This window comes from Agrobacterium sp. A3-95 (assembly GCF_053521785.1).
This window is the reverse complement of sequence record NZ_JBNWDR010000004.1, coordinates 156,355-182,091: the sequence shown is the minus strand read 5'-3', so window position 1 is coordinate 182,091 and position 25,737 is coordinate 156,355. Positions and strand designations below refer to the sequence as shown.

24 protein-coding genes are annotated in these 25,737 nt (G+C 59.3%); 12 read left to right on the top strand and 12 right to left on the bottom strand.

Features of this window, described 5'->3' with window-relative positions:
• Window positions 1-90 precede the first annotated feature (90 nt).
• Window positions 91-1,128: a GlxA family transcriptional regulator gene (locus tag ACQZ5Y_RS13205; protein WP_003515714.1), complete on the top strand. Its 1,038-nt coding sequence runs from the start codon at window positions 91-93 to the stop codon at window positions 1,126-1,128.
• Window positions 1,129-1,291: 163 nt separating this feature from the next.
• Here the strand turns inward: ACQZ5Y_RS13205 and ACQZ5Y_RS13200 are convergent, their stop codons facing one another.
• Together ACQZ5Y_RS13200 and ACQZ5Y_RS13195 are read right to left on the bottom strand one after the other, a co-directional pair.
• Window positions 1,292-2,767 carry an NAD(P)H-hydrate dehydratase gene (locus ACQZ5Y_RS13200; RefSeq protein WP_174049573.1) on the bottom strand — a complete coding sequence of 492 codons (1,476 nt, stop codon included), beginning with the start codon at window positions 2,765-2,767 and terminating at the stop codon, window positions 1,292-1,294.
• Between the two features lie 113 nt (window positions 2,768-2,880).
• A complete protein-coding gene (locus ACQZ5Y_RS13195) occupies window positions 2,881-3,036 on the bottom strand; it encodes a hypothetical protein (RefSeq protein ID WP_164876620.1) in 156 nt (51 codons plus the stop codon).
• 89 nt (window positions 3,037-3,125) lie between these two features.
• Here ACQZ5Y_RS13195 and ACQZ5Y_RS13190 point away from each other — a divergent pair, with 89 nt between their 5' ends.
• The 4 genes from ACQZ5Y_RS13190 to hspQ all read left to right on the top strand — a co-directional run bounded on the left by ACQZ5Y_RS13190 (window position 3,126) and on the right by hspQ (window position 6,389).
• The gene (locus ACQZ5Y_RS13190) at window positions 3,126-3,464 is read left to right on the top strand and encodes a P-II family nitrogen regulator (RefSeq protein WP_003515720.1); all 339 of its coding nucleotides are present in this window, start codon (window positions 3,126-3,128) and stop codon (window positions 3,462-3,464) included.
• Window positions 3,465-3,538: 74 nt separating this feature from the next.
• Window positions 3,539-4,948 carry a type I glutamate--ammonia ligase gene (gene glnA / locus ACQZ5Y_RS13185; RefSeq protein ID WP_003515722.1) on the top strand — a complete coding sequence of 470 codons (1,410 nt, stop codon included), beginning with the start codon at window positions 3,539-3,541 and terminating at the stop codon, window positions 4,946-4,948.
• A 98-nt stretch (window positions 4,949-5,046) separates the two neighbouring features.
• Window positions 5,047-5,970, top strand: coding sequence for a DMT family transporter (locus ACQZ5Y_RS13180; RefSeq protein WP_075807527.1), 924 nt, complete (start codon window positions 5,047-5,049; stop codon window positions 5,968-5,970).
• Window positions 5,971-6,059: 89 nt separating this feature from the next.
• Window positions 6,060-6,389: a heat shock protein HspQ gene (hspQ, locus tag ACQZ5Y_RS13175; RefSeq protein WP_003515726.1), complete on the top strand. Its 330-nt coding sequence runs from the start codon at window positions 6,060-6,062 to the stop codon at window positions 6,387-6,389.
• Window positions 6,390-6,517: 128 nt separating this feature from the next.
• On the opposite strand, the gene ACQZ5Y_RS13170 is transcribed toward hspQ, so the two are convergent.
• Entirely contained in the window at window positions 6,518-7,171 is a 654-nt protein-coding gene (locus ACQZ5Y_RS13170; RefSeq protein ID WP_013636323.1) for an invasion associated locus B family protein, read from the bottom strand.
• A gap of 322 nt (window positions 7,172-7,493) precedes the next feature.
• Here ACQZ5Y_RS13170 and ACQZ5Y_RS13165 point away from each other — a divergent pair, with 322 nt between their 5' ends.
• The 3 genes from ACQZ5Y_RS13165 to ACQZ5Y_RS13155 are packed head-to-tail and all read left to right on the top strand — an operon-like array spanning window position 7,494 to window position 11,033.
• The gene (locus ACQZ5Y_RS13165; RefSeq protein WP_025593697.1) at window positions 7,494-9,341 is read left to right on the top strand and encodes an extracellular solute-binding protein; all 1,848 of its coding nucleotides are present in this window, start codon (window positions 7,494-7,496) and stop codon (window positions 9,339-9,341) included.
• A gap of 39 nt (window positions 9,342-9,380) precedes the next feature.
• On the top strand, window positions 9,381-10,049 hold the full coding sequence (locus tag ACQZ5Y_RS13160; protein ID WP_003515731.1) for a DsbA family oxidoreductase: 669 nt from the start codon (window positions 9,381-9,383) through the stop codon (window positions 10,047-10,049).
• Between the two features lie 51 nt (window positions 10,050-10,100).
• Window positions 10,101-11,033, top strand: coding sequence for an EamA family transporter (locus ACQZ5Y_RS13155; RefSeq protein WP_174049574.1), 933 nt, complete (start codon window positions 10,101-10,103; stop codon window positions 11,031-11,033).
• Window positions 11,034-11,090: 57 nt separating this feature from the next.
• Here the strand turns inward: ACQZ5Y_RS13155 and ACQZ5Y_RS13150 are convergent, their stop codons facing one another.
• From ACQZ5Y_RS13150 to ACQZ5Y_RS13140, 3 genes are all read right to left on the bottom strand, one after another.
• Window positions 11,091-11,435: a hypothetical protein gene (locus ACQZ5Y_RS13150; protein ID WP_065687278.1), complete on the bottom strand. Its 345-nt coding sequence runs from the start codon at window positions 11,433-11,435 to the stop codon at window positions 11,091-11,093.
• A 373-nt stretch (window positions 11,436-11,808) separates the two neighbouring features.
• Window positions 11,809-15,306: a transcription-repair coupling factor gene (mfd, locus tag ACQZ5Y_RS13145; protein WP_174049575.1), complete on the bottom strand. Its 3,498-nt coding sequence runs from the start codon at window positions 15,304-15,306 to the stop codon at window positions 11,809-11,811.
• Window positions 15,307-15,309: 3 nt separating this feature from the next.
• Window positions 15,310-15,621 carry an FAD assembly factor SdhE gene (locus ACQZ5Y_RS13140; RefSeq protein WP_003515739.1) on the bottom strand — a complete coding sequence of 104 codons (312 nt, stop codon included), beginning with the start codon at window positions 15,619-15,621 and terminating at the stop codon, window positions 15,310-15,312.
• Between the two features lie 187 nt (window positions 15,622-15,808).
• Between ACQZ5Y_RS13140 and recG the strand changes: the two genes are divergently transcribed.
• From recG to ACQZ5Y_RS13120, 4 genes are read left to right on the top strand one after another with little or no spacing between them, the layout of a single operon-like run.
• Window positions 15,809-17,914 carry an ATP-dependent DNA helicase RecG gene (recG, locus tag ACQZ5Y_RS13135; RefSeq protein ID WP_174049576.1) on the top strand — a complete coding sequence of 702 codons (2,106 nt, stop codon included), beginning with the start codon at window positions 15,809-15,811 and terminating at the stop codon, window positions 17,912-17,914.
• Between the two features lie 12 nt (window positions 17,915-17,926).
• On the top strand, window positions 17,927-18,199 hold the full coding sequence (locus ACQZ5Y_RS13130; protein WP_003515743.1) for a hypothetical protein: 273 nt from the start codon (window positions 17,927-17,929) through the stop codon (window positions 18,197-18,199).
• A gap of 54 nt (window positions 18,200-18,253) precedes the next feature.
• On the top strand, window positions 18,254-18,511 hold the full coding sequence (locus ACQZ5Y_RS13125) for a type II toxin-antitoxin system Phd/YefM family antitoxin (RefSeq protein WP_003515745.1): 258 nt from the start codon (window positions 18,254-18,256) through the stop codon (window positions 18,509-18,511).
• Window positions 18,508-18,891 (top strand): type II toxin-antitoxin system VapC family toxin, encoded by a 384-nt coding sequence (locus tag ACQZ5Y_RS13120; RefSeq protein WP_112292232.1) that lies wholly within the window; start codon window positions 18,508-18,510, stop codon window positions 18,889-18,891. The genes ACQZ5Y_RS13125 and ACQZ5Y_RS13120 overlap by 4 nt, the downstream gene beginning before the upstream one ends.
• 3 nt (window positions 18,892-18,894) lie before the next feature.
• Here ACQZ5Y_RS13120 and ACQZ5Y_RS13115 read toward each other — a convergent pair whose 3' ends face one another.
• The 6 genes from ACQZ5Y_RS13115 to ACQZ5Y_RS13090 form a co-directional block, all read right to left on the bottom strand.
• Entirely contained in the window at window positions 18,895-19,563 is a 669-nt protein-coding gene (locus ACQZ5Y_RS13115; RefSeq protein ID WP_003515749.1) for a DUF502 domain-containing protein, read from the bottom strand.
• A 13-nt stretch (window positions 19,564-19,576) separates the two neighbouring features.
• Window positions 19,577-20,080 carry a GNAT family N-acetyltransferase gene (locus ACQZ5Y_RS13110; RefSeq protein WP_174049577.1) on the bottom strand — a complete coding sequence of 168 codons (504 nt, stop codon included), beginning with the start codon at window positions 20,078-20,080 and terminating at the stop codon, window positions 19,577-19,579.
• The gene (gene glmS / locus ACQZ5Y_RS13105) at window positions 20,077-21,903 is read right to left on the bottom strand and encodes a glutamine--fructose-6-phosphate transaminase (isomerizing) (protein WP_025593708.1); all 1,827 of its coding nucleotides are present in this window, start codon (window positions 21,901-21,903) and stop codon (window positions 20,077-20,079) included. Before glmS ends, ACQZ5Y_RS13110 begins: the two co-directional genes overlap by 4 nt.
• Before the next feature lie 204 nt (window positions 21,904-22,107).
• Window positions 22,108-23,469, bottom strand: a complete 1,362-nt coding sequence (gene glmU / locus ACQZ5Y_RS13100) for a bifunctional UDP-N-acetylglucosamine diphosphorylase/glucosamine-1-phosphate N-acetyltransferase GlmU (RefSeq protein WP_003515755.1) — start codon at window positions 23,467-23,469, stop codon at window positions 22,108-22,110.
• A 206-nt stretch (window positions 23,470-23,675) separates the two neighbouring features.
• Window positions 23,676-24,413 carry a FadR/GntR family transcriptional regulator gene (locus ACQZ5Y_RS13095; protein WP_003515757.1) on the bottom strand — a complete coding sequence of 246 codons (738 nt, stop codon included), beginning with the start codon at window positions 24,411-24,413 and terminating at the stop codon, window positions 23,676-23,678.
• Window positions 24,414-24,645: 232 nt separating this feature from the next.
• On the bottom strand, window positions 24,646-25,719 hold the full coding sequence (locus ACQZ5Y_RS13090; protein ID WP_174059877.1) for a BMP family ABC transporter substrate-binding protein: 1,074 nt from the start codon (window positions 25,717-25,719) through the stop codon (window positions 24,646-24,648).
• Between the last annotated feature and the right edge of the window lie 18 nt (window positions 25,720-25,737).

Sequence of the window (25,737 nt, the reverse complement as noted above, 5' to 3'; positions counted from 1 at the left end):
GCGTATTTTTCGTTAAAGATGTCGGAAACAGGACATCCAGAAGACCGATTCCAAGGGAGGAATTGCGTATTCGCAACGGAGCACGGGCAAATGAGCAGGAACTCCCAGAAGAAACGCTCAATCGTCTTTTTTCTCATTCCGCAATTTACCATGCTGCCGTTCGCCGCAGCGGTTGAAACGCTTCGCATCGCCAATCGCATGCTGGGGTATCAGGCTTACGAATGGCGCCTCGCCTCGCTCGACGGCCAGAAGGTCATGTCATCAAGCGGCATCTGTCTTGAGGTCGACACCTGTCTTGCCGATGAGCGCCGATATGTCAGCGGCGAAAACCGCGTTGAAATGGCGATCATCTGTTCGGGCATCGATGTCGACCAGCACATCAACAAATCCGTCAATGCCTGGCTGCGTGAAGCCTATAATCGCGGCATCGCCATCGGCAGCCTCTGTACCGCCGCGCATATCCTCGCGCAGGCTGGTCTCTTGAACGGCAAACGCTGTGCGATCCACTGGGAGAACCTGCCTGGTTTTTCCGAAGCCTTCCCGCAGGTGGAAGTCTATGCCGATCTCTTCGAGGTCGACAGCAACATCTATACCTGCGCCGGCGGCACCGCATCGCTCGATATGATGCTGAGCCTGATCGGTCAGGATTTCGGCGAAAATCTCGTCAACCGCGTCTGCGAGCAGCAATTGACGGACCGGGTGCGCAGCCCCAACGACCGCCAGCGCCTGCCGCTGCGTGCGCGCCTCGGCGTTCAGAATAGCAAGGTCCTGTCGATCATCGAATTGATGGAAGGCAATCTGTCCGAGCCGCTGTCGCTGCTCGACATCGCCGATGCGGCCGATCTGTCGCGCCGACAGGTGGAGCGTCTCTTCCGGCAGGAAATGGGCCGCTCACCCGCCCGCTACTATCTTGAAATCCGCCTGGACCGCGCCCGCCACCTGCTGGTGCAATCGGCCATGCCGGTGGTCGAGGTTGCCGTTGCCTGCGGTTTCGTCTCCGCTTCGCATTTCTCCAAGTGTTATCGCGAAATCTACAATCGCACGCCGCAACAGGAACGGGCGGAACGCAAGCTGCTGATCAGCGCTTCACGGATGGCAACGGCGAGCCAGGGCAAAGCCGCGCACTGACGCGGCTTTAAACTTCGAGGGCGAAAAAGCGCTCACCTCAGGAATGAAAACCTCTCCCCCGTCATGCCGGACTAGATCCGGCATCCAGCCACGACGCGTCTGCGCAGCGAAAGGTATCTCCTGCGATCAAGTCCGGGGTGACGGAGTGGACACCAACTCAAGGTCACGCAAACGGCCGCACCGCGTGGGCGAGATCTTCTGCCGTCATACTTGCACCCGCCCTGCTGCCCGCCTCGCCATGCAGCCAGACACCGGCAGCGGCGGCCTCAAAGGCAGGCGTTCCCTGCGCAAGCAATGCGCCGATGATGCCAGCCAGCACATCGCCTGACCCCGCCGTCGCAAGGCTCGACGGCGCATTGGTATTGACCAGCGCGCGGCCGTCCGGCGCGGCGATGACCGTATCCGCACCCTTGTAGACCAGCACTGCGCCGCTGCGCGCCGATGCGGTCTGCGCCTTCTCGATCTTGCTCAGTGACGTGTCAGCGGCGAGATCGGGAAACAGCCGGGCAAACTCGCCCTCATGCGGCGTCAATACGAATTTCCCCGCGCCTGAAATCACCCGGTCGAAGAGGGTTTCCGGGCAGTCCTTGAAAGCGGTGATCGCGTCGGCATCCAGCACCACCACCTTGTCCCCGAGCAGGGACACGAATTGCCGCGCCTTTTCGAGATCGCCGAAACCGGGACCGAGGACGAAAGCGCCGTGGCGTTTGTCGTCCAGCCAGTGGCGCAGATCGTCCGCATCATCCAGACCGGAGCTCATCACCGCCGTCAATGTCACCGAAAGCACGTCGAGCGCCTGCTTCGGCGCGGCGATGGTGACGATGCCCGCCCCCGCCTTCAGCGCCGCGATTGCCGTCATGCGGCTTGCTCCCGTCGCATGTGGCGGTCCGGAAAAGACGGTCAGATGCCCACGGCGGAATTTATGCGTTTCCATTTCGGAGGGGGGCAAGGCGTCGCGCCAGACAAGTGGATCGTTTTCCGCAACCGATCCCGCATGAGCGGCGAGAATACGGGAGGGGATACCGATATCGAACACCTCAAGCGTCCCGCACAGTTCCCGCCCCGGCATCAACAGATGGCCGGGTTTTCGCGCCATGAAGGTTACGGTCCGCTCCGCCTTGAACGATGCGCCCAGAGGCACGCCCCTCCTGCCGCAAAGACCAGACGGCAGATCGACGGCGAGAACCGGCACGGCTGCCTGCGTCACCGCATCGATCACGCGCCGAAGCTCCGACGGAATCTCGCGGGACAATCCGGCACCGAACACCGCGTCAATCACCACGTCACCAGCCATGGGCACATAGTCGCCAAGCGGCAGGGCTGTGGCGCCGCTGACCTCGAAAGCCGTGCGGGCATCGCCTTTCATGGCCGTGACTTGGCCAAGATGATGAACCGCAACTGTCGCCCCGCTTTGCACAAGCGAGCGTGCCGCAACGTAACCATCACCGCCATTATTGCCGCCTCCGCAGAGCACGACGAAACGCAGCGCGTCCGGATAGTAGCGAAGGGCTGAAGCAGCGACCGCCTGCCCTGCCCGCTCCATAAGATCGTATAGGGGAATGCCGGATTGGCCTGAGGCCGCATCGATGCGGGCCATCACGGCAGGGTCGATAAGAGAGAGATTCAATAGGGATTTCATGGAGCGATCATCCCTTCAAAACGCCGGAAAGGCAATCGATACAAAAATAAGCAAATGGCTGAGGCGAAATAATAATCAAATGCATAAAATATAAACAAATCAACAACACGCTGTCAGCGCACTCCAAAATATTCAACATAACTAAAATAAGGAAAACCGACAGAATTGATGACGGATTTTTCGGGTTTTGGCGAGAAATTGGCTGGAAAACCACAAAAAGCGAATGCATTTTGTGCCAGAAAGCCGGGCAAGCGAAGTTTTTTCTTCAAGCCCGCTTCCGATCTGGCACAATACGTGCATTCTTGTGGCAGAGCGGGAATAACCTGCTTTAACGGGAGAAGCGGAGAGATATTTTCTCATGAAAAAGATCGAAGCGATCATTAAGCCTTTCAAGCTCGATGAAGTGAAGGAAGCCCTTCAGGAAGTCGGACTTCAGGGAATCACGGTCACGGAAGCAAAAGGCTTTGGTCGTCAGAAGGGCCACACGGAACTCTACCGCGGAGCAGAGTACGTTGTGGACTTTTTGCCGAAAGTGAAAGTCGAAGTCGTACTGGCGGACGAAAATGCGGAAGCCGTCATTGAGGCTATCCGCAATGCGGCACAGACCGGACGTATCGGCGACGGAAAGATTTTCGTTTCCAACGTCGAGGAAGTCATCCGAATCCGTACCGGTGAAACAGGCGTGGACGCCATATAATCGGAACCAGGTCCTGAGCCGGGGAGGCTCAGGTTTTTCACCTCGTCACCACCACACTCAAGGAAAACGTTTAAATGACGACCGCAAACGATATCTTGAAGCAGATCAAGGATAACGACATCAAGTTCGTGGACCTGCGCTTTACCGACCCCAAGGGCAAGCTGCAGCATGTCACCATGGATGTTGTCTGCGTAGACGAAGACATGTTCGCCGATGGCGTCATGTTCGACGGCTCCTCGATCGCCGGCTGGAAGGCCATCAACGAATCCGACATGGTGCTGATGCCCGATCCGGCAACTGCCCATACCGATCCGTTCTTCGCCCAGTCGACCCTCGTCATCCTTTGCGACATTCTCGACCCGGTTTCCGGCGAAGCCTATAACCGCGACCCGCGCGGCACCGCCAAGAAGGCCGAAGCCTACCTCAAGGCCTCCGGTATCGGCGATACCATCTTCGTTGGCCCCGAGCCGGAATTCTTCGTCTTTGACGACGTGAAATACAAGGCAGACCCTTACAACACCGGCTTCAAGCTGGACTCGTCGGAACTGCCGTCCAACGACGACACGGATTACGAAACCGGCAACCTTGGCCACCGTCCGCGCGTCAAGGGCGGTTACTTCCCGGTTCCGCCGATCGACAGCCTGCAGGACATGCGTTCCGAAATGCTGACGGTTCTCGCTGAAATGGGCGTCGTCGTCGAAAAGCACCACCACGAAGTCGCCTCCGCGCAGCACGAGCTGGGCGTGAAGTTCGACACCATGGTATCCAGCGCCGACAAGATGCAGATCTACAAGTACGTCGTGCACCAGGTCGCCAATGCCTATGGCAAAACGGCAACCTTCATGCCGAAGCCGATCTTCGGCGACAACGGCTCGGGCATGCACGTGCACCAGTCGATCTGGAAGGGCGGCAAGCCGACCTTTGCTGGCGACGAATATGCCGGCCTGTCTGAAAACTGCCTGTACTACATCGGCGGCATCATCAAGCATGCCAAGGCAATCAACGCCTTTACCAACCCCACCACCAACTCCTACAAGCGTCTAGTGCCGGGTTATGAAGCTCCGGTTCTGCTGGCCTATTCCGCCCGCAACCGCTCCGCATCGTGCCGCATTCCCTTCGGCTCCAACCCGAAGGCAAAGCGCGTCGAAGTCCGCTTCCCGGACCCGACCCAGAACCCCTATCTCGGTTTTGCAGCCATGCTGATGGCCGGCCTCGACGGCATCAAGAACAAGATCCATCCCGGCAAGCCGATGGACAAGGACCTTTACGACCTTCCTGCCAAGGAACTGAAAAAGATCCCGACCGTCTGCGGCTCGCTGCGCGAAGCACTGGAAAGCCTCGACAAGGATCGCAAGTTCCTGACCGCCGGCGGCGTGTTCGACGACGACCAGATCGACTCGTTCATCGAGCTGAAGATGCAGGAAGTCATGCGCTTCGAAATGACCCCGCATCCGGTCGAATTCGACATGTACTACTCGGCCTGACCGGCATTTGGGACGCCTTTAGAGGCGTCCCTTCCCGCTCGGCGGTTTTCCCCTGGAAAGCCGCCGTTTTCTTTTGATGCCCAGCCATGTCGCGAACAATGTCGATCAAGCCAGCCTCTCAGCAAACGCGCCTCACGGACTGGCTCATCTTTCTGGCGGTACCGTTCTTTTTCTCCAGCAACATCATTTTCGGCCGCGGCGTCATCGGAGAGGTCTCGCCCTTCATTGCCGCCTTCATTCGCTGGATCGGATCGAGCCTCATCATCGCTCCGTTCATGATCGCCGACTGGCGGAACTGCCTCGCCTTCGTGCGCCAGAAAACGCTGCTCTGGCTCGTTCTTGGCATTCTCGGCATGGGCGTCTGCGGCGGCGTGGTCTATTGGGGCCTCACAATGACGACGGCTGCCAACGGTACGTTGATCTACACGACTTCGTCGCTATTCATCATCCTGTTCCAGCGCATCTTTCAGGGCCGCCCGATCCGCAGGCTCGAAGTGGCGGGCATGATCATCGCTTTTGCGGGCGTGGCGGCAATCGTGCTCAAGGGCGATATGTCCGCTCTCTGGCAGATGAAATTCAACATTGGCGATTTTGCCATTCTGACGGCAGCGATTGCGTTTGCGGTCTATTCGCTGCTGTTGCGCGATCCCGCGGCGCGGCAGATGGCCTCGTTCAGCCTTTTCGGCCTCATCGCCTTCTCCGGCGCGCTGGTCCTGCTCCCGCCGGCAGCGGTCGAACTGGCGCATGGTGGCTTGCTGCCGGCCACGGCCATCGCCTGGGCCAAGATCGGCGGCATCATCCTGTTCGCCTCACTGCTTGCCTTTTATTGCTTCACCCATACGGTCCGCGTTTTCGGCCCCGCCACGGCAGGCATCACGCTTTACATGATGCCACCCGTCTCGATTGTCATGGCCACGCTTTTCCTTGGTGAAACGTTTGAAACATATCACGCCATCGGCATCGTGCTGGTTACCGGCGGCGTCGTCATCGCCACCGCACCGATCGGCCGCAGGGTCGCTTAAGAGCATCAGGGGAAAAAGGGCCGGATACCGCTAGCCCTTGATATTTCCCATTCCGCACCCAACTATTAGTGGGAAAGGAAGTTCATACCATGAAACAAAGAGACGCAAAATTTACGCTTGGCGAGATCGTCCGCCACAAGGTGTTTCCGTTCCGCGGTGTGGTGATTGACGTGGATCCGGAATATGCCAATACGGAAGAGTGGTGGAACGCCATCCCCGCCGATATTCGCCCGGAGCGCGACCAGCCCTTCTACCATCTTCTGGCGGAAAACGATGAGACGGAATATGTCGCTTACGTTTCCGAACAGAACCTCGTCCACGATGAAAACGAGGCGCCGCTCCGCAACCGCAATATCGAGCGGATGTTCGACAAGGCGCCCAACGGCGAGTGGCGGCCGAAGATGTCGCTGGCGCATTAGCGCACGCCCGATTTGACAACAGTCATAAGGGCGCTGTGCGCTTTGACTGAAAATACGTCGGATCAAAACCGCGCATAAAAAAAACCGGCCTGAAAACAGGCCGGTTTTTTCGTGTTCTCGTAAAGAGATCAGGGCTTCGGCGCGCCCTTTGCGGCGTCCTGAGCAGCTTCCAGCTTCTTGCGAGCCTCTTCGGCCTTTTTCTGCATGCCTTCCTGAAGGCTGCGCTGGCTTTCTGCGAGCTGCGACTGGGTGATAGCCGCGCCGTCATAAGCGCCGGTAAAGCCGGTAAGCGCGATCTTGATAGGGTTCGGCGCGCGGCGGAAGTTGATCGAGGTGAAGACGATCTCGTTGCCCTTCTTCAGCGACGCAATCATGGCATCCGTCAGCGGAACTTCGGCCGTGCACTTGTCGGGAAGGCAAACAGCGTAATCGAGCTTCTGACCCTTGCCACCGTCGATCTGCATCATCACACCCGGGGGAATGAGACGCGCGGTCGGAACGGAAACCTGGAGCAGCTTGCGGTTGACCTTGCCCTCGACAGTGATGAGGCCGACGGCAGTGATCATCTGGCCGTTCTGGGCAAGAACCACGTTCTGCACGACGCAGACATCGTTGTCTTCCTGCTTGGAGCAGGTCTTGAACCAGCCGAGCGGCGGAGCGCCAGCGCCCTGATTGGCGGGAGCATCCTGTGCCTGCGAGATGGCCGGAGCGGAAACCGCGCCCAGGGAAAGAACGAGAGCGGACAGAGCTGTCCGGGTGAATGTGTTTGCCTTTTGCATCATAAGAGTTCCGTCTCCTGAATGTCTGCCAGAACAGAACCGCGGGTCCTGCTCGCCGATGGCGGTATCCTTCTGCCCGTTCAACTGTCGTTTAAATGAGGCAAATGCGTGACCCGTCTCTTCCGGCCACCCTGTTACATGCCGTTCGCGGCGATATCCAGCACTTCTTTAACTTTTTCTTGAGGCAACCCAAGATTTCCCGCCCTCGCATGGGTCCAGCCATGGGCTTGTGCTACATATTCGCCAGAATCATAACAAAAAACCAATCATGACGATAACCGACCACGACGACAAAACGGACCGACAGTTGAGACAGGATAGTGACATGCGCAAGCTTGCGGCCCTCATCCCCGCATTGTTTCTTTGGGGAACGGCCCTGCTTTCTCCGGAAATTGCCGTAGCGCAGCCGCTTCACGGCATTTCCATGCACGGCACGCCGGAACTTCCCGCCGACTTCCGGCACTTCCCTTATGTCAATCCGGACGTGAAAAAAGGTGGTCGCATATCCTACGGTGTCGTCGGCACCTTTGACAGTCTCAACCCCTTTGTTCTCAAGGGAATGCGCACAACGGCGCGCGGCGTCTGGGACCCTGAATTCGGCAATCTCCTCTACGAGCCGCTGATGCAGCGCTCGAGCGACGAGCCTTTCAGCCTTTACGGCCTGCTTGCGGAAACCGTGGAGTGGGACGAGGAACGCACCTTCACCCAGTTCAACATCAATCCCAAGGCCAAGTGGTCGGATGGCGAGCCGGTGACGCCTGACGATGTTATCTTCACATTCAATCTCCTGAAGGAAAAAGGCCGTCCGCCGTTCAACAGCCGCCTAGACGGCGTGGCGAAGCTGGAAAAGATCGGCGAACACGGCGTCCGCTTCACCTTCAACGACAAGGCGAACCGCGAAACGCCGCTCATTCTCGCCTCTTCCACCCCTATTTTGCCGAAACACGCGATCGATCCGGAAAAATTCGAGCAGGCGGGCCTCGGCGCTGTTGTCGGGTCGGGTCCATACCGAATCAAGACATTGCGGCCGGGTGAACGAATCATCTGGGAGCGAAACCCGGACTATTGGGGCAAGGATATCCCGAGCAAGGTCGGCTTCGAGAATTACGACGAGATCAGCATCACCTATTTCCTTCAGGTCACCACCATGTTCGAGGCCTTCAAGAAAGGCGATATCGACATCTATCCCGAAGGCGACGCCATCAACGGCACCTCCGATACGTCCCATTGGGGCCAGGCCTACAACTTCCCCGCCGTTCATCGCGGCGATATCGTCAAGGATGTGTTCCAGCCACGTCTGCCATCGGGCATGTTCGGCCTTGTCTTCAATACCCGCCGCGCGGTCTTTGCTGACGAAAAGGTGCGCGAGGGCCTGTCCTATGCACTCGATTTCGAGTGGATGAACAAGAACATTCTCGGCGGCGCCTTCAAGCGTACGCAAAGCTACTGGCAGAACTCCGCGCTCGGTGCCTATGGCAATGCCGCAGATGAGCGCGAACTTGCGCTGCTTGGCGATGCGGCCAAGAGCATGCCGCCGGAACTTCTGGCGGGAACCTACGCCATGCCCACCACCGACGGGACCGGCGCGGACCGCAAGGTCCTGAAGCTCGCCGTCGATAAGCTGAAAGAGGCCGGATACAGCATCAAGAACGGCAGGATGTCCGACGCCAATGGCCGCCAGCTCGCATTCGAAATCATGACGCAGAACCCGGCGCAGGAACGCATAGCGCTTGCCTATCAGCGTTCGCTGAACCTGATCGGCGTCGCCATGGGCATCCGTTCGGTTGACGATGGCCAATATCAGGCACGCTCCAACAGCTTCGATTACGACATGATCATCCGGTCCCTGCCCTCATCGCTCTCGCCCGGCGCCGAGCAGCTCAACCGCTGGAGTTCATTGTCGCGGGATGCGCAGGGCAGCTTCAACTATGCGGGTGCGGCCAGCCCCGACATCGACCGCATGATCGAGGCCCTGTTGCAGGCCCGATCCACGGAGGATTTTCAGGCGGCAGTGCGTGGTTATGATCGTCTTCTCGTCGCCGGCCACTATGTCATTCCGCTCTACTACATCGGCGCGCAATGGATAGCCCGCTGGAAATATATCGACCGCCCGGATATGACCCCGATATCAGGCAATCAGAAACAGACCTGGTGGGATGCGCGGGCGCAATAACCCGCCCCTGCCCGGTCCAAGACAACGGAAGATGAAGCCATGGAACGCATCGTTATCGACGTCGTATCGGATATGGTCTGCCCCTGGTGCTATCTGGGCAAGGCAAGGCTCGATCTTGCCATTGCCGAGGTGCAGGACGAAATCAGCGTCGACGTGAACTGGCGACCTTACCGGCTCAACCCGGATTACCCGCCTGAAGGCGTTGACCAGAAGGCCGCGCTTGAGGAAAAGCTCGGCAAGGAGCGTCTCGAGCAGGCCCATGCCTCGCTGGTGGAACTCGGAAAACAGGTCGGCATCCACTACGATTTCGATGCAATCAAGATTGGCCCGAACACGCTCGACGCACATCGCCTGTCGCTCTGGGCCCATGCTGAAGGCCGTGACGTTCAGGAAAGGATCGTCACCGCGTTGTTCAAGGCGAATTTCGAGGAAGGCCGCAATATCGGCGATCACGCCGTGCTGACCGATATCGCCGAAAAGGCGGGCATGGACGCAAAGGTGGTAACACGGCTTCTGGCATCGGACGCAGACAAGGACACGGTGATTGCCGAAATTGACGCGGCGCAGCAAATGGGTGTTTCCGGCGTACCGTTCTTTATCGTTGACCAGAAATACGCCATCAGCGGTGCACAAACGCCTGATGTATTGATTGCTGCACTGCGGGATATTGCAAAAATCAAGGCGGACGAGCATAAGTCGATGAACTGACGGTCGAACACCGGCAGCTTGCCGTAATCGATAAACTGTTGGTGTTTTCCCGTGTCCGACCAGACCCTGAAAGGCATTCTGCTTGCCTTTGCCGCCTTCGCTGCCTACGCTTGGAGCGACGCGAGCGTTAAACTCATAGAAGGCCAGATTTCGCCGATCGAATCGGCCTTCTTCGGCGCCCTGTTCGGCCTCATCGCCCTGCCCTTCATCCGCAAGCGCAATGATAGCTGGGTGGATGTGGTGAAGACGACCAACCGGCCTTTATGGATCATCCGATTTTTTGCCGCAGGTACGGGTGCCGTCGGCAGCGTCACCGCTTTCACCCATCTTTCCATGGCCGAAGCCTTCGCGCTGATCTTCCTGCTTCCTTCTTTCGTCACCATCATGTCGGTGGTGTTTTTGAAGGAACAGGTGGGCATCCGCCGTTGGTCTGCGGTCATCATCGGTTTCCTCGGGGTGCTGGTCATCCTGCGGCCGGGTTTCCGTGAACTCGGCATCGGCCATATCGGCGCAATCATCGGTGGCTTCAGCGGCGCACTCAGCATAGTCATCTTCCGCGCCATGGGTCCGTCGGAAAAGAACGTCTCGCTGTATGGGGCCGGCGTACTGGGCTGTCTTACCATCAGCGGCATCGCCATGGTGCCGACCTTCATCATGCCGGGCGGCGAACAATGGTTGCTGCTGGCGGGATACGGCCTGCTCGGCGCGCTTGGCAACGTGCTTGTCATGTATGCTGCCCAATATGCGCCCGCCGCCATGATCGGCCCAACGCAATATAGCCAGATGCTCTGGGCGATTCTGTTCGGTTACCTGATTTTCGGCGACCGTATTGATGGCTGGATGTTGATGGGCATCGCCCTGATCGTCGGCTCCGGCCTGCTGACGCTGATCCGCGAGAAGCAGCGAAAAGTGCCGCTTCCCGCCTCCATCGCCGCGACCGACCAGAATGTCGCCGTCGGGATCACGCCGGAAGACGAGCGCTAAAGTCAAAAATGCATGAGAACCAGCGACGCATGTTTGCGTCGCTGGCATGGCATTCGATCAATCACAAACCCTGACCCGATACATGTCGCCCCAGGCGTTCTGTCGCCAGGCCACGTGGCAGCGAGGATAAACCGGCTGGTAAACAACAGGCGGTCCATAAGCTGGCACGGCGTAGACGGGTGGACCGTAGGCCGGTGCATAATAAGCGGGGCCATAAGCGTAACCGGGATGCCTTGCCCCGGCGATGAGCGCTCCGCCAATGATCGTTCCTGCGATCCCGGCGGCAAGGCCGCGGCCGAAATTATTGCGCGCTTCCGCCTGACTGGTGGTGGCAATTGTGGTGCCCGCAATTGTCAAAGCAACCAGACCAGCGGTGGCAAACCTGTTGATGTTGGTCCACATCGTCCTGCTCCTTCAAGACCCGGCGGCTTTACGATCCGCCGCACCGGGTATGAAGGAAAGATTACGCCCGCGAAGACTACCGATACATGTCCGTTTCGTTACATCGCGGTAATTTTCGCTGAAGGCAGTGAGTGTAGTTTTCGAGGGATTGGCTAACGGAAATGAGCCGAAGATGGGTGTGGTTTACCCCTCTCCGCCCTGCCGGGCATCTCCCCCAGAGGTGGGAAGATCGATATGCGGCAAGGTTTTGCCTATATCAACGTTAGAGAATGAAGTGGTGACAGCGCGTCTTGCCGATCTCCCTCCTTGTGGGGGAGATGCCCGGCAGGGCAGAGGGGGTAAGCCACACCCACCGCCCCCCAAAGGCTTAAATCTACGACCGAGCCAGCTCCGCCAATTGCGTCATGACCATCGCCGCACCCGCCAGCCGTTTTTCCGGCGTCGGCAGATCGCGGTTCAGGAACAGGCTGTGGTCCGTGCGGATTTTCGCCATCGAGCCCTGCTTGCCAATGTAACCGACAAGCGCTGCCGGATTGGGGAATTCCTTGTTGCGGAACTGCACAACCACGCCTTTCGGCCCGGCATCCACCTTCTCGACATTGGCCGTGCGGCAGAGCGACTTGATGTAGACGATCTTGAGGAGATGCTGAACTTCCTTCGGCAGCGGGCCGAAACGGTCGATCATTTCTGCGCCGAAACCGTCGATCTCGCCTATATCCGCAAGCTCGCCGAGACGGCGGTAGAGACCCATGCGCAGATGCAGATCCGGCACGTAGTCTTCCGGGATCATCACCGAGGTGCCGACCGAGATTTGCGGCGACCAGCCGCTGTCGCGCACCTCTTCGTCACCCTTCACTTCGGCCACGGCCTCTTCCAGCATCTGCTGGTAAAGCTCGAAACCGACTTCCTTGATGTGGCCGGACTGTTCTTCGCCAAGCAGATTGCCCGCGCCGCGAATATCGAGATCGTGGCTGGCAAGCTGGAAACCGGCGCCGAGTGTGTCGAGCGATTGCAGCACTTTCAGCCGCCGCTCCGCCATCGTCGTCAACACCTTGTTGACCGGCAGGGTGAACAGCGCGAAGGCGCGGACCTTGGAACGACCGACACGGCCACGCAGCTGGTAAAGCTGGGCGAGACCGAACATGTCGGCACGATGCACGATCAGCGTATTGGCGGTCGGCACGTCGAGGCCGGATTCGACGATGGTGGTCGAAAGCAGCACATCGTATTTGCCGTCATAGAAGGCGTTCATGATGTCTTCGAGTTCACCCGCCGCCATCTGGCCATGCGCCACCGCCACTTTCAGTTCCGGCACATCCGACTGCAGGAATGCATGGATATCAGCGAGATCGGCAAGGCGCGGGCAGACATAAAAGCTCTGGCCACCGCGATAATGCTCGCGCATCAACGTTTCACGGATTACCAGCGGATCGAAGGGCGAAATGAAGGTGCGAACCGCCATGCGGTCCACTGGCGGCGTGGTGATGAGCGACAGCTCGCGCACGCCGGTCATGGCCAGCTGCAAGGTGCGCGGAATGGGCGTCGCCGACAGCGTCAGCACATGCACGTCACTTTTCAGCTCCTTCAGCCGCTCCTTGTGCTTCACACCGAAATGCTGCTCCTCATCGATGATCAGCAGGCCGAGATTGGCGAAGCTGATGCCCGCACCGAGCAGCGCATGGGTGCCGACGACAATGTCGGTCTTTCCATCAGCCACTTCCTTCTTGGTGAGCGCAAGCTCCTTCGAACCCACAAGGCGCGAGGCCTGCTGCACCCGGATCGGCAGACCGCGAAACCGTTCGGAAAAGGTACGGAAATGCTGTCGCGCCAGAAGCGTGGTCGGCACCACCACCGCCACCTGAACGCCATTCATGGCGGCAAGGAAAGCGGCGCGCAAGGCCACTTCGGTCTTGCCGAAACCGACATCGCCGCAGATCAGGCGATCCATCGGCCGCCCGGCACCGAGATCGTCGCGAACAGCGTCGATGGCGTTCAGCTGGTCCTCGGTCTCGTCATAGGGGAAACGGGCGGCGAACTCGTCGTAAAGCCCGTCCGGTGCGATAAGCGCCGGCGCGTGGCGCACCAGACGCGCGGCTGCAATGCGGATAAGCTCGTCGGCCATATCGAGCAGGCGCTTCTTGAGCTTGGCCTTGCGCATCTGCCATGCGCCGCCACCGAGCTTGTCGAGCGTGGCTTCCGCGGCATCAGAACCATAACGCGAGAGAAGATCGATGTTTTCGACCGGTAGGAACAGCTTGGCGTCGTCGGCATAATGCAGTTCCAGACAGGCGCGCGGCGCGCCCGCTGCCTCGATGGTCTGCAAACCGACGAAGCGACCGATGCCGTGTTCGGCGTGAACCACGAGCGAGCCTTCGTCCAGCCCCGCCACTTCCGCGATGAAATCCGCGCCGCGCTTGCGGCGCTTGGAACGGCGCACCATGCGGTCGCCAAGAATATCCTGCTCGCCGATGATTGCGAGCGTTCCGGTCTCAAACCCGGCTTCGAGGCTCAGCACCGCAGAAGCCGCCTCACCCTTGCCGAGTTTCTCCACCTCTTTCAGCGATGTCACCGGCTTGATCTTTTCAAGCCCGTGTTCGTTCAAGACCTGCAACAGCCGGTCGAGCGAACCTTCCGACCATCCGGTGATCAAAACCTTCCAGCCCTTGGCCCGGCGCTCGGCAATGTGCTTTACCGCCAGATCGAAAACATTGACCCGCTCTTCGCTGTCGCCTTCCGTCGGTGGACGTGCCCAGCGCGGACCAACATGGGCATCAAGCGTCGCGACCGGGCGGCCTTCGCTATCTTGTTCGTTGAAAGGCGTCAGCCGCACCGCATTGACGCTCGCAAGCGCCGCCTCGAAGCTCTTGCCGTCGAGATAGATTTGCCCAGGCGATACCGGCTTGTAAGGCGCGCCCTGCGTCGAGCCCTTGGTCTCTCCGGAAGCCCGCCGCGCCTCGTAATAATCGAGGACCAGCTTGGAGCGTTCCTTCGCCGCCTCTCGCGCCGTATGGTCGGTGACGATACGGAAACCGCTGAGATAATCGAAGGCGGTTTCCAGCTCCTCGTAAAACAGCGGCAGCCAGTGCTCCATACCGGCATAACGGCGGCCTTCGGAGACGGCCTGATAAAGCGCGTCGTCGCGCGTCGCCGCACCGAATAGCGACAGGTAATTTTTACGGAACCGGCCGATCGTATCCGGCGTCAGCGTCACTTCGCTCATCGGATTAAGATCAAGCGAGCGCGCCTGTGCGATGGTGCGCTGGCTGGCCGGATCGAAGGTGCGGATGCTTTCCAGCGTATCGCCGAAGAAATCGAGCCGCACCGGCTCTTCGGTGCCCGGCACGAAGACATCGAGAATGCCGCCGCGCACGGCGAATTCACCCACTTCACGCACCGTCGCCACCCGGTCGAAACCGTTGCGCTCCAGCCGCGCGGCGATGTCCTCCATGCGGATCTGGTTGCCGGGCTTGGCCGAAAAGCCCAGGCTCTCGATAACGTCGCGCGGCGCCATCTTCTGCAGCATGGCGTTGACGGTGACGAGAACGATGGCCGGATGCGGTTTCTTGGCGTGGTTGATGAGGCCGGCAAGTGCCGCGAGCCGGCGCGCCGAGGTGTCCGCACTCGGTGACACGCGGTCATAAGGCAGACAATCCCAGGCCGGCAGCGTCAACACCGGAATATCTGGCGCGACAAAACCAAGAATCTGTTCGAGATCGGCGACCCGCTGGCCGTCCGACATCACGTAAGCCACCGATGTTCCCGCCCGCGCCATATCGGCGAGCAGCAGGGCTTCCATGCCGGAGGGCACGTTTCCGATGGTCAGCGGCGTATCGGCCGACGCCACCAGCTTTGCATCGAATCCGGCTATCATGTTTCAGGCCTTCAGGGTTTCGGCTGTGACGAGATCGAAATCGGGACGGTAAGAGGCGATCTTCTCGAACAACGGGGTCTGGAATTTTTCCGGCACCGGCAGGGCACCTGTCACCATCTTGACGAGGTCGTTATCCTCTTCCGCCATGATGATTTCCAGCTCGTCGAGCTGATCGTCGGAAAGCCCGGCAATATTGTCTTCCGCAAATTGCCCGAGCACCAGATCCATCTCGCGAATGCCCCGGTGCCAGCAGCGGTAAAGTATCCGCCTGCGCCTCGGATCGAGGTCGGCGCTCGTGCGCACCAGTCCAGTCATCGCATTCACCTTTCGGTTGGCTATTCAACAGGATGTTGATTGCGCCCTCCTATAGAACAGGAGGCGAACGCTTGGAACCGGTTTTTATCGAAATAATGCCACGGCGGCTAAAATCTGCCGGTGATAAACAGCCTTTGTCGGGCGCCACGTCTTGCATAACGCGTCCCCTTCCCCGATTTTGCTGAGCATGCGTCCCGCCATTCTCGATCCGCTATTTGCTTCCGTCTCCACCCTTGCCGGTGTGGGGCCGAAGCTTGCCGACCTTCTGGCCAAACTGCTGAGCCGGGAAAATGCCGACGACACCCGCGTGATCGATCTTCTGTTCCACGCACCATCAAACGTCATCGACCGGCGCAACCGCCCGGGCATCGCGCTTGCCGCTCCCGGCGCCATTGTCACCATCCAGGGACGTGTCGACCGGCATCAGCCAGCTCCACCGGGCAATCGTTCCGCGCCCTACCGTGTTTTCCTGCATGACGAGACCGGGGAACTGGCGCTGACCTTCTTCCGCGCCAAGGGAGACTGGCTTTCCAAGGCCTTGCCCGTCGATGAAGAGGTTCTCGTCAGCGGCAAGGTGGACTGGTTCAACGGCCGCGCCTCCATGGTGCATCCGGATTTCATGGTGAAGCTCTCCGAGGCAGAGAACCTGCCGCTGGTCGAAGCCGTTTATCCGATGACAGCCGGGCTGTCTCCGAAGGTGCTGCGGCGGGCAATTGAAGGCGGACTTTCGAAACTGCCGGTCTTTCCCGAATGGATCGACGAGACCCTGAAGACCCGTCAGGGGTTCGGCGACGTGGCATCGAGCTTCCGTGAATTGCACGACCCACGCGACAGCGCCGATATCGATCCTCAGGCCCCGGCACGCAGACGGCTCGCCTACGACGAATTCTTGGCCGGGCAGCTGTCACTGGCGCTGGTGCGGCAAAGACTGCGCAAGGTCGCGGGCCAGCCGATCCGCGCCAAGGGGGACATTGCTGCAAAAATCCTGTCGCAACTGCCCTTCTCCCTGACGCCGAGCCAGAATGCCTCGGTGAAAGATATCCTGACCGATATGGCCAGCGAGGACCGTATGTTGCGGCTGTTGCAGGGCGATGTCGGCGCGGGCAAGACGCTGGTGGCGCTGATTGCTATGGCAACCGCCGTCGAGGCCGGCGGACAGGCGGTGTTGATGGCCCCGACCGAAATTCTTGCCCGGCAGCATTTCGCCACCATCTCCAAACTCGCCAATGCCGCGGGCATTACGGTTGAGGTGCTGACCGGCCGCACCAAGGGCAAGGAGCGTCGCGAGATCGAAGAACGCGTGGCCTCCGGTGAGGCACAGATCGTCATCGGCACCCACGCGCTGTTCCAGGACAGCGTGAGTTACAAGAACCTCGTGCTGGCCGTGGTGGATGAGCAGCACCGTTTCGGCGTACACCAGCGCCTGCGTCTCACCGCCAAGGGCATCACGCCGCATATGCTTGTTATGACCGCCACGCCCATTCCGCGCACGCTGGTGCTGGCCGCCTTCGGCGACATGGATGTGTCGAAACTCACCGAAAAACCGGCCGGACGAAAACCCATCCAGACCGTGACGATCCCCACCGAACGCATCGGCGATATCGTCGAGCGGCTGCGCGCCGCGCTGAAGGAAGGCAAGAAGGCCTACTGGATCTGCCCGCTGGTGGAGGAGACGGAAGAGTCCGACCTGATGTCGGCGGAAGAACGACATGCGGTTCTCTCGCAGATGCTCGGTGCCAATATCGGTCTCATCCATGGGCGCATGAGCGGCCCGGAAAAAGACGCCGCCATGTTGGCCTTCAAGAGCGGCGAAACCCGGCTGCTGGTGGCAACGACAGTGGTGGAAGTGGGTGTCGACGTTCCGGACGCCACGATCATGGTCATCGAACATGCCGAACGTTTCGGCCTGGCCCAGCTTCACCAGCTGCGTGGCCGGGTTGGACGCGGTGACGAGGCCTCCACCTGCATCCTGCTCTACAAGGGGCCGCTTAGCGAAAACGGCCGCGCCCGACTTTCCATCCTTCGCGACAGCGAGGACGGCTTCCTGATTGCGGAAGAGGATTTGAAGCTGCGCGGCGAAGGCGAACTCCTCGGCACCCGCCAGTCCGGCACCCCGGGCTTCCGCATCGCCAGCCTCGAAGCCCATGCCGACCTCCTGGAAATCGCCCGCAAGGACGCCGCCTATGTCATCGAGCGCGACCCCGAACTGACCGGCCCGCGCGGCGAAAGCCTGCGCACCCTGCTCTATCTGCACCGCCGCGACGAAGCTATCCGCTTCCTGCACGCCGGCTGAAAGTGAACCGCCATGAACATGATCGACCCACGCCGCCCACCGCCCGCCTTCAGAAAGGGCTACGCGCTCTGCTCACCACAAAACATCCTGCAACCCGACACCTTCGCCAAAAGCCAGAAGAAAGCGATCGGCAAGGCCTTCAAAAAGCCCGGCCGCAAGAAGGCATGGACCGAGGCACTGGAACAGGGCTGGAGCGTGCGGCTGGTCTACATGCGGCTTTTCGTCCCCGTGTTCCATGCGACCACGACGGGAACCGAGGTGGATGATCTCGATGACGAGGATTGATTTGGTCCATTCAATAGACTAATCTAAAGCGAGATTTAACGCTTAAGGTTAGCCATGCAGATATCCGTAACTGATGCAAAAGGCCAACTGACAGAATTGGTACGACGCGCCGAGGCCGGGGACGAAATCATTCTCACCCGGCATGGTCATGCAGCAGTGCGGCTGGTTCCAGTGGTTGTTGTGGCGGATAAAAAATCCCGCAGGGCCGTGCTTGATAAAGTGCGCGCGGCCGTCGCGACCAAGAGCGACGATGGCCCGGATGCCGCGCATAGTCAGGATTTCCTTTATGACGAGCACGGCCTTCCAAAATGATGGTCATCGATACATCTGCTCTGCTTGCAATCCTGCTTGATGAACCCACAGCAGATGCATGTGCCATGGCTCTCGATACGGATGAATCATTGCTGATATCCGCCGGTACGCTTGCCGAAGCTGTGATCGTAGCGCAAAGACGTGGCCGCAGCCGGGAACTCGAGATGCTGATCGAAGGGCTGAGCGTCGAAATCAAACCCGTTACTGCTAAATCAATCCGTGGCATTTCGGAAGCCTATCGCATCTGGGGAAAGGGTATCCACCCCGCCGGGCTGAATTTCGGAGATTGTTTTGCCTATGAGCTGGCAAAAGCTGAAGGCTGCCCTTTGCTTTATGTCGGCAACGACTTTTCGCAAACAGATATCAGCGGCCTCCTGTAACGCTCAAACCGGCGCAATCATTTTCGGCGGCGTGAAATCCGGAGCCACCAGTCCACCTGAAATCAGCAGTTTCGCCGCGTCTTCCGGTGTCATGTCCAGCATCACGATCTTGTCCTTCGGCACGAACAGCAGGAAACCCGCCGTCGGCACCGGAGTCGGTGGCAGGAAGACGGCAACCATCTCCTGGCCCATCTCGTTGAAGCGATGGGCAAGCTCTCCCTTGACCTCCGAGGATACGAATACCATCGCCCAGGTGCCGGGTGACGGAAACTCGATCAGGCCGACCTTCTTGAAAGAGTTCGAATGCTCTTTCAGGACGGATTCGAACAGCTGCTTGATGCTCTTGTAGATCGGTCGCACCAGCGGCATGCGGTTGAGAACGGATTCGCCGACGCCGACGATCCATTTGCCAATGAGGTTGTTGCCGAGAAAGCCGATGAGCGTGATGCCGATGACGGCGATCAGCAGGCCGAAGCCGGGGATCGCCACATCGAAATATTGCTCGGGATCGTAACGGGCGGGAATATAGGGCTTAACCCAGCTATCCGCCCATTGCAGGAAGCTCCATACGAGCCACATGGTGATGGTGACAGGCGCAAGGATGAGGACGCCCGTGAGGAAGCTGTTGCGCAGACGGGCTGCGAATGAAATTTTGACTGGAATATCGGTCATTTACCGTTCGGAATTAAGCGTTGTCGCTATCGAAACCCGGATGAAAACCGACAATGCCGGATGGAGTTCCGCCATGCAAGCGAAGAACTGTGAAATATTCGTCAGGAATCCCCTTGCCGCTCAGGCCCTCAACATGGCGAAAACCGAAGCGGCCGTAATAGTCCGGATCGCCAGCGACAACTGCGCCAGAAGCACTCAGACGGTCCAGCGCGGCAAGCCCTTCCCGAACCAGCCCCGAGCCGACACCCTGCCTTTGCCGGTCCGGCACCACCGATAAGGGCGCAAGACAGAACCAGCCGGTCTCGCCGCCCGACAGTGTTACCGGTGAAAAACCGATATGGCCGATGATGCCTTCGCTGTCCTCGGCAACCAGAGAAACAGTCAGCGCACCGGCCTTGCGAAGCCGTTCGACGATCACATGTTCCGTCTTGTCGCTGTAGTCGACGTTACGGAAGGCATCTTCCGTAACGCGAGCAATCGCCTCTTCATCACCTTGCCGCTCCGGCCGGATGATCATTCCACCGTCACCGATTTCGCCAGATTGCGTGGCTGGTCCACATCCGTGCCCATGAAGACGGCGGTGTGATAGGCCAGCAGCTGGATCGGCAGCGAGAAGACCATCGGCGCGATCAGCTCGTCGACATTGGGCAGCGTGATCGTCGCCATGGTGTCGAGCTTGGACGCAGCGGCGCCCTTCTCGTCGGTGATGAAGATGATGCGGCCGCCGCGCGCGGCCACTTCCTGCATGTTCGAAACGGTCTTTTCAAAGAAGCGGTCATGCGGCGCGATGACGATGACAGGCATGTTCTCGTCGATCAGTGCGATTGGCCCATGCTTCAGCTCGCCGGCTGCATATCCTTCGGCGTGGATATAGGAAATTTCCTTGAGCTTCAGTGCGCCTTCCAGCGCCAGCGGGAAGCTGGTGCCGCGGCCGAGATAAAGTACATCCTTGAAGCGCGACAGATCGCGCGACAGCGCCTCGATCTGCGGCTGGATGAGGTTCAGCACCTTGCTCATGATGCGCGGCATCTCGATAAGCTGTTGCACCAGCTCCTTTTCCTCGCCTGGCTTCAACGTGCCGCGCGCCTTGCCCGCGGCAACCGCGAGCGAAGCGAGCACGGCAAGCTGGCAGGTGAAGGCCTTGGTGGAGGCCACGCCGATTTCCGGGCCGGCGAGGATCGGAAAGATCGCATCCGATTCGCGCGCCATGGTCGATTCACGTGTATTGACCACTGCGCCGATCTTCAGTCCCTCTTGCTGGCAGTAACGCAAGGCCGCCAGCGTATCGGCGGTTTCGCCCGATTGCGAAATGAACAGCGCGGCCTGCGTGGGAACGAGCGGAATCTCGCGGTAACGGAATTCCGATGCGACATCGATTTCCACCGGCAGGCGCGCGTAACGTTCGAACCAGTATTTGCCGATCAGGCCGGAAAGATAGGCCGTGCCGCAGGCAGAAATGGCAAGGCCGGAAAGCCTGGCGAAATCGATTGCCGTGTCGGCATCCTTCACGGTTTTGGAGGCGAAATCCACATAGTGGCTGAGCGCATGGGAAATGACTTCCGGCTGCTCATAGATTTCCTTTTCCATGAAATGGCGGTGGTTGCCCTTGTCGACCACGAAAGCCGTCGCCTGCGAAATCTGGCGCTCGCGTTTCACCGGCTTGCCGGAGAAATCGATGATTTCCGCACCGTCACGGGTCACGATGGCGCAGTCGCCATCCACCAGATAGGTGATCTCATTGGTGAAAGGCGAAAGCGCGATCGCGTCGGACCCCAGGAACATCTCGCCCCTGCCGTAACCGACGGCAAGCGGCGGGCCGGAGCGCGCCGAAAGCAGCGTATGGGGATCGTCCTGAAACATCACCACCAGCGCATAGGCACCGGTCACGTGGTTCAGCATCTTCAGCATCGCCTCGCGATGGCCAAGCCCTTCGCGGGTGTATTTTGCCAGAAGCTGCGCCACCACTTCGGTGTCGGTCTGGGTGGTGAAGGTTGCACCCTCGGCGCTCAGTTCCTCGCGCAATTCGGAGAAGTTTTCGATGATGCCGTTATGAACGACGGCAACGCCTTCGACGAAATGCGGGTGGGCGTTGGTTTCGTTCGGCACGCCGTGCGTCGCCCAGCGCGTATGCGCGATGCCGACGACACCTGGCAGCGGCTTTTCAGAGACCAGCTTTTCCAGATTGAACAGCTTGCCTTCTGCCCGGCGACGGTCCATCGCGCCATTGTCGATGGTGGCGACACCCGCCGAATCGTAACCGCGATATTCGAGGCGCTTCAGCGCATCGACAAGCCGTTCAGCAACGGGCTGCGTTCCGACAATTCCGACAATTCCGCACATATATTTCTCCAGACGGCGATCTCTTCACCGAAACTTCCAGAGTATTTCCGCCTTTCCCTGAAATGCGAAAATACACCACCTTTTTGTTCTGATGCATTTCCGGACGTAAAACCGCTGCGCACCTTTACTGGAAATGCTTTAACCGTTTCTCTGAAATCGGCAATTATCCCGCCGGTCACTTTCAGTATCGCTCGGTAACGTCATCTAAGAGGATTTTTTCTTCGCTTCCTTCAGCGCTTTCGCCCGCTCGCGCAAGGCGACCGCCCTGCCCGGTTTCACCTCCTGGCGCGCGCGCCCGAAAGCCAGCGCATCGGCAGGCACGTCATCGGTAATCACGCTGCCGGAGGCGATATAGGCCCGCTCTCCAATGGAGACGGGAGCAACCAGCGACGAATTCGAGCCGATGAAGCTGTTGGCTCCGATCCGCGTTTCGGACTTGTTGTAACCGTCATAATTGCAGGTGATGGCACCCGCGCCGATATTGCTGCCTGCACCCACGAAAGCATCGCCGATATAGGTCAAATGGTTGACCTTTGCGCCCTCGCCGATCTCGGCCTTCTTGACCTCACAGAAATTGCCGACCTTGGCGTTGGCGTGCAGGTTTGCACCCGGACGCAACCGCGCAAAGGGACCGACAACCGCACCCTCGGCCAGATAGGCCCCTTCCAGATGCGAAAATGCATGAATGATCGCACCCGGCTCGATCGTCACGCCGGGACCGAAAACGACGTTGGGCTCGATCAGGACATCCTGACCGATCTTCGTATCGAAGGAAAGGAATACTGTCTCAGGCGCGATCATCGAAACACCGTCGACCATCAATTCGTGACGGCGGCGCTCCTGCCAGAGCCTCTCGATGAAGGCGAGTTCAGCGCGGTTGTTGCAGCCGGTCAATTCCTTTTCCGGCGCATCGATGGCAATGGCGCGGCGGCCGAGAGAACGGGCGATCTCGACGATGTCAGTCAGATAATATTCGCCCTTAACATTGCTGTTGCCAATCCGATCCAGCAGATCCAGCGCATTGCGGCCGTTGATGGCCATCAATCCGCTGTTGCACCAGGTGACCTTGCGCTCCTCGTCGGTGGCGTCCTTTTCCTCGCGGATCGCGACCAGCTCGCCATTCTCGACCAGAAGCCGCCCATAACCCGTGGGACGGTCGGTATGGAACCCGATAACGGCGACATCGGCACCGTCGGCAATCGCCTCGCGCGCCCTGTCGAGCGTGGCTGAGGTGATGAGCGGCACATCGCCATAAGCGACGATGACATCGTCAAAACCGCGTTCGATCGCCTCGCGTGCGGCAAGAACCGCATGCCCGGTGCCCTTGCGTTCCTTTTGCAGGAAAGCCTCGACCTGCAGGCCCTTGAGACTTGCCGCAGCAGCGACATTGTCGGCATCGCGCCCGACCACCAGCGCCACCGCGCCGACGCCCGCTCCAGCAACAGCCTCCACCACATGCCCGATCATCGGGCGTCCAGCGACCGGATGAAGCACCTTGGACTTCGAAGACTTCATGCGCGTGCTGTCGCCCGCTGCGAGAATAACGGCTAGAGAGCTGCGCTCCATAAGACCTCCAACACCCCGTCACCGGCCACAGGCGGCCCGGACAGGGGCAATGTTTGACTTTACGCCGGCCAGCACTGCGGACGGGCGTATGGGTGATTTCTTTCCGGCACTGCTATAACGGCGCCCCACTTAAGAAACCATGCAAATCTCCACCAAATTTCCACGCCGATTTTCATCAAACGTGATCAGCGGCAGGCTGGCATGATCTATGGGCGGGAGTTACGGGCCGTGAATTCGAGTATCTGCTGACGGCCGTTTTCAATCAGCCTTTCCATCTCGCGCCGGGCTGCCCCCTCATCGCGCAGGCGAAACGCTTCGACGAGTCGCAGGTGAGAGGCAGACACGTCGGAAATCTCGTTGGGATCGGCTTCCGGGTTGCTCATCCGGAAAATGCCCGCCAGCGCCGCCTTTATCAGCGAACCGACGGTGCGCATGAACGGGTTGCCGGACATTTCGGTGATGAGAACGTGGAAATTCATATCCGCAAGCGCGCGCTTTTCCTTGGAATAAGCCGTGTTGCCCATCTCATTGGCGTAAGCGACAAGCCTTGCGATATCGGCGTCTTTTGCCCTGGCCGCAGCAAGACCCGCGCCATAGGGTTCGAACGCCTGGCGGATATCGTAGAGATGCAGCAGGAATTCCTCGCTGACACCAGCCTCGAAGTGCCAGAGCAGCACCTCGCTGTCGAACATGTTCCAGCTTTCGCGCTCCGTCACACGGGTACCGATGCGCGCCTTGGGGGAGATCATGCCCTTGGCGGTCAGCGTCTTCATCGCCTCGCGAAGCACCGTTCGAGAGACTTTCAGCCGCTCCATCAGCTCGGCATCGCCCGGCAGGATGTCACCCGTCTTGAAAACTCCGGACACGATATCGAGACCGAGCTTGTGAACGACCTGAGCATGATTTGTCCGCAACTTTCGAAAACCGATCGCCGCATCGAGCATTCCGCGCTGCAAATTCCATGTCCTTCCGTTCGGTTGAAGATGTAAAAATCGCGCCTGACTTGTGTAATCCAGGAAAGCAGCCCGATTTTCAACGCAGAATACAGTGAAAAACATCAACGCGCGTGAAAAGCAAAGCCAAACTTCGTTCGAACAATAAAACACATCAAAATAACAAAGACCGCGCATGAATTGCATGCGCGGTCCCGTTAGCAGCTAGTACCTGCGTGTCATATTATTGCGGCAACTTGTCGTCCACGCCGGCAACGTAGAAGTTGAGGCCGAGCAGAACGCCGTCTTCAGCCTTCTCACCCGCCTTCAGCCATTCCGAACCGTCCTGCTTCTTCACCGGACCGGTAAAGGGGTGCAACTCGCCCGACTTGATCTTGGCTTCGGTTTCCTCAGCCATCTTCTTCACGTCATCAGGCATGTTGGTGTAAGGCGCCATGGTCAGGATGCCGTCCTTCAGGCCGTCCCAGATGGATTCGGACTTCCACGTGCCGTCAAGCAGGGCCTGCGTGCGCTTGACGTAATAGGCGCCCCAGGTGTCCTTGATCGCGGTCAGCTGCGTCTCCGGACCGGCCTTGATCATATCGGAAGCCTGACCGAAGGCCTTGATGCCGCGCTCGGCTGCAACCTGCATCGGAGCAGTCGTATCGGTGTGCTGCGTCAGGATATCGACGCCCTGGTCGATAAGCGCCTTGGCGGCATCGGCTTCCTTGCCGGGGTCGAACCAGGTGTTGGCCCAGACAACCTTGACCTTGAATTCAGGATTGACGGACTGCGCGCCAAGAACGAAAGCGTCGATGCCCATCACCACTTCCGGGATCGGGAAGGAAGCGATGTAGCCGGCAACACCCTTCTTCGACATCTTTGCGGCGATCTGGCCCTGAATGTAGCGGCCTTCATAGAAACGCGAATTGTAGGTCGCGACGTTTTCGGCGGTCTTGAAGCCGGTAGCGTGCTCGAACTTCACCTTGGGGAACTTCTGGGCAACTTTAACGGTCGCATCCATGAAGCCGAAGGAGGTGGTGAAGACCAGCTCACAGCCGGAACGTGCCATGCGCTCGATGGCGCGTTCGGCATCCGGGCCTTCCGGAACGCTTTCGAGGAACGGCGTTTCGATCTTGTCGCCGAAATGCTTCTGCAGCTCTTCGCGACCGATTTCATGCGCCTGCGTCCAGCCGCCATCGGTGCGGCTGCCGACATAGATGAAGCAGACCTTCTTTGCGTCGGCGGCCTCAGCCGAAGAAACGACGCCTCCAAGAGCCGCTATGGAAGCAGCAAGTGCGATGACCAGTTTTTTCATTTTTACCCCTGTTTGGTT

What these genes read in the sequence shown, in the direction of transcription:
- ACQZ5Y_RS13205 (WP_003515714.1), top strand. Translation starts at nt 91, where the DNA reads ATGAGCAGGAACTCCCAGAAGAAACGCTCAATCGTCTTTTTTCTCATT.
- ACQZ5Y_RS13200 (WP_174049573.1), bottom strand. Translation starts at nt 2,767, where the DNA reads ATGAAATCCCTATTGAATCTCTCTCTTATCGACCCTGCCGTGATGGCC.
- ACQZ5Y_RS13190 (WP_003515720.1), top strand. Translation starts at nt 3,126, where the DNA reads ATGAAAAAGATCGAAGCGATCATTAAGCCTTTCAAGCTCGATGAAGTG.
- glnA (WP_003515722.1), top strand. Translation starts at nt 3,539, where the DNA reads ATGACGACCGCAAACGATATCTTGAAGCAGATCAAGGATAACGACATC.
- ACQZ5Y_RS13180 (WP_075807527.1), top strand. Translation starts at nt 5,047, where the DNA reads ATGTCGATCAAGCCAGCCTCTCAGCAAACGCGCCTCACGGACTGGCTC.
- hspQ (WP_003515726.1), top strand. Translation starts at nt 6,060, where the DNA reads ATGAAACAAAGAGACGCAAAATTTACGCTTGGCGAGATCGTCCGCCAC.
- ACQZ5Y_RS13170 (WP_013636323.1), bottom strand. Translation starts at nt 7,171, where the DNA reads ATGATGCAAAAGGCAAACACATTCACCCGGACAGCTCTGTCCGCTCTC.
- ACQZ5Y_RS13165 (WP_025593697.1), top strand. Translation starts at nt 7,494, where the DNA reads ATGCGCAAGCTTGCGGCCCTCATCCCCGCATTGTTTCTTTGGGGAACG.
- ACQZ5Y_RS13160 (WP_003515731.1), top strand. Translation starts at nt 9,381, where the DNA reads ATGGAACGCATCGTTATCGACGTCGTATCGGATATGGTCTGCCCCTGG.
- ACQZ5Y_RS13150 (WP_065687278.1), bottom strand. Translation starts at nt 11,435, where the DNA reads ATGTGGACCAACATCAACAGGTTTGCCACCGCTGGTCTGGTTGCTTTG.
- mfd (WP_174049575.1), bottom strand. Translation starts at nt 15,306, where the DNA reads ATGATAGCCGGATTCGATGCAAAGCTGGTGGCGTCGGCCGATACGCCG.
- ACQZ5Y_RS13140 (WP_003515739.1), bottom strand. Translation starts at nt 15,621, where the DNA reads ATGACTGGACTGGTGCGCACGAGCGCCGACCTCGATCCGAGGCGCAGG.
- recG (WP_174049576.1), top strand. Translation starts at nt 15,809, where the DNA reads ATGCGTCCCGCCATTCTCGATCCGCTATTTGCTTCCGTCTCCACCCTT.
- ACQZ5Y_RS13130 (WP_003515743.1), top strand. Translation starts at nt 17,927, where the DNA reads ATGAACATGATCGACCCACGCCGCCCACCGCCCGCCTTCAGAAAGGGC.
- ACQZ5Y_RS13125 (WP_003515745.1), top strand. Translation starts at nt 18,254, where the DNA reads ATGCAGATATCCGTAACTGATGCAAAAGGCCAACTGACAGAATTGGTA.
- ACQZ5Y_RS13120 (WP_112292232.1), top strand. Translation starts at nt 18,508, where the DNA reads ATGATGGTCATCGATACATCTGCTCTGCTTGCAATCCTGCTTGATGAA.
- ACQZ5Y_RS13115 (WP_003515749.1), bottom strand. Translation starts at nt 19,563, where the DNA reads ATGACCGATATTCCAGTCAAAATTTCATTCGCAGCCCGTCTGCGCAAC.
- ACQZ5Y_RS13110 (WP_174049577.1), bottom strand. Translation starts at nt 20,080, where the DNA reads ATGATCATCCGGCCGGAGCGGCAAGGTGATGAAGAGGCGATTGCTCGC.
- glmS (WP_025593708.1), bottom strand. Translation starts at nt 21,903, where the DNA reads ATGTGCGGAATTGTCGGAATTGTCGGAACGCAGCCCGTTGCTGAACGG.
- glmU (WP_003515755.1), bottom strand. Translation starts at nt 23,469, where the DNA reads ATGGAGCGCAGCTCTCTAGCCGTTATTCTCGCAGCGGGCGACAGCACG.
- ACQZ5Y_RS13095 (WP_003515757.1), bottom strand. Translation starts at nt 24,413, where the DNA reads ATGCTCGATGCGGCGATCGGTTTTCGAAAGTTGCGGACAAATCATGCT.
- ACQZ5Y_RS13090 (WP_174059877.1), bottom strand. Translation starts at nt 25,719, where the DNA reads ATGAAAAAACTGGTCATCGCACTTGCTGCTTCCATAGCGGCTCTTGGA.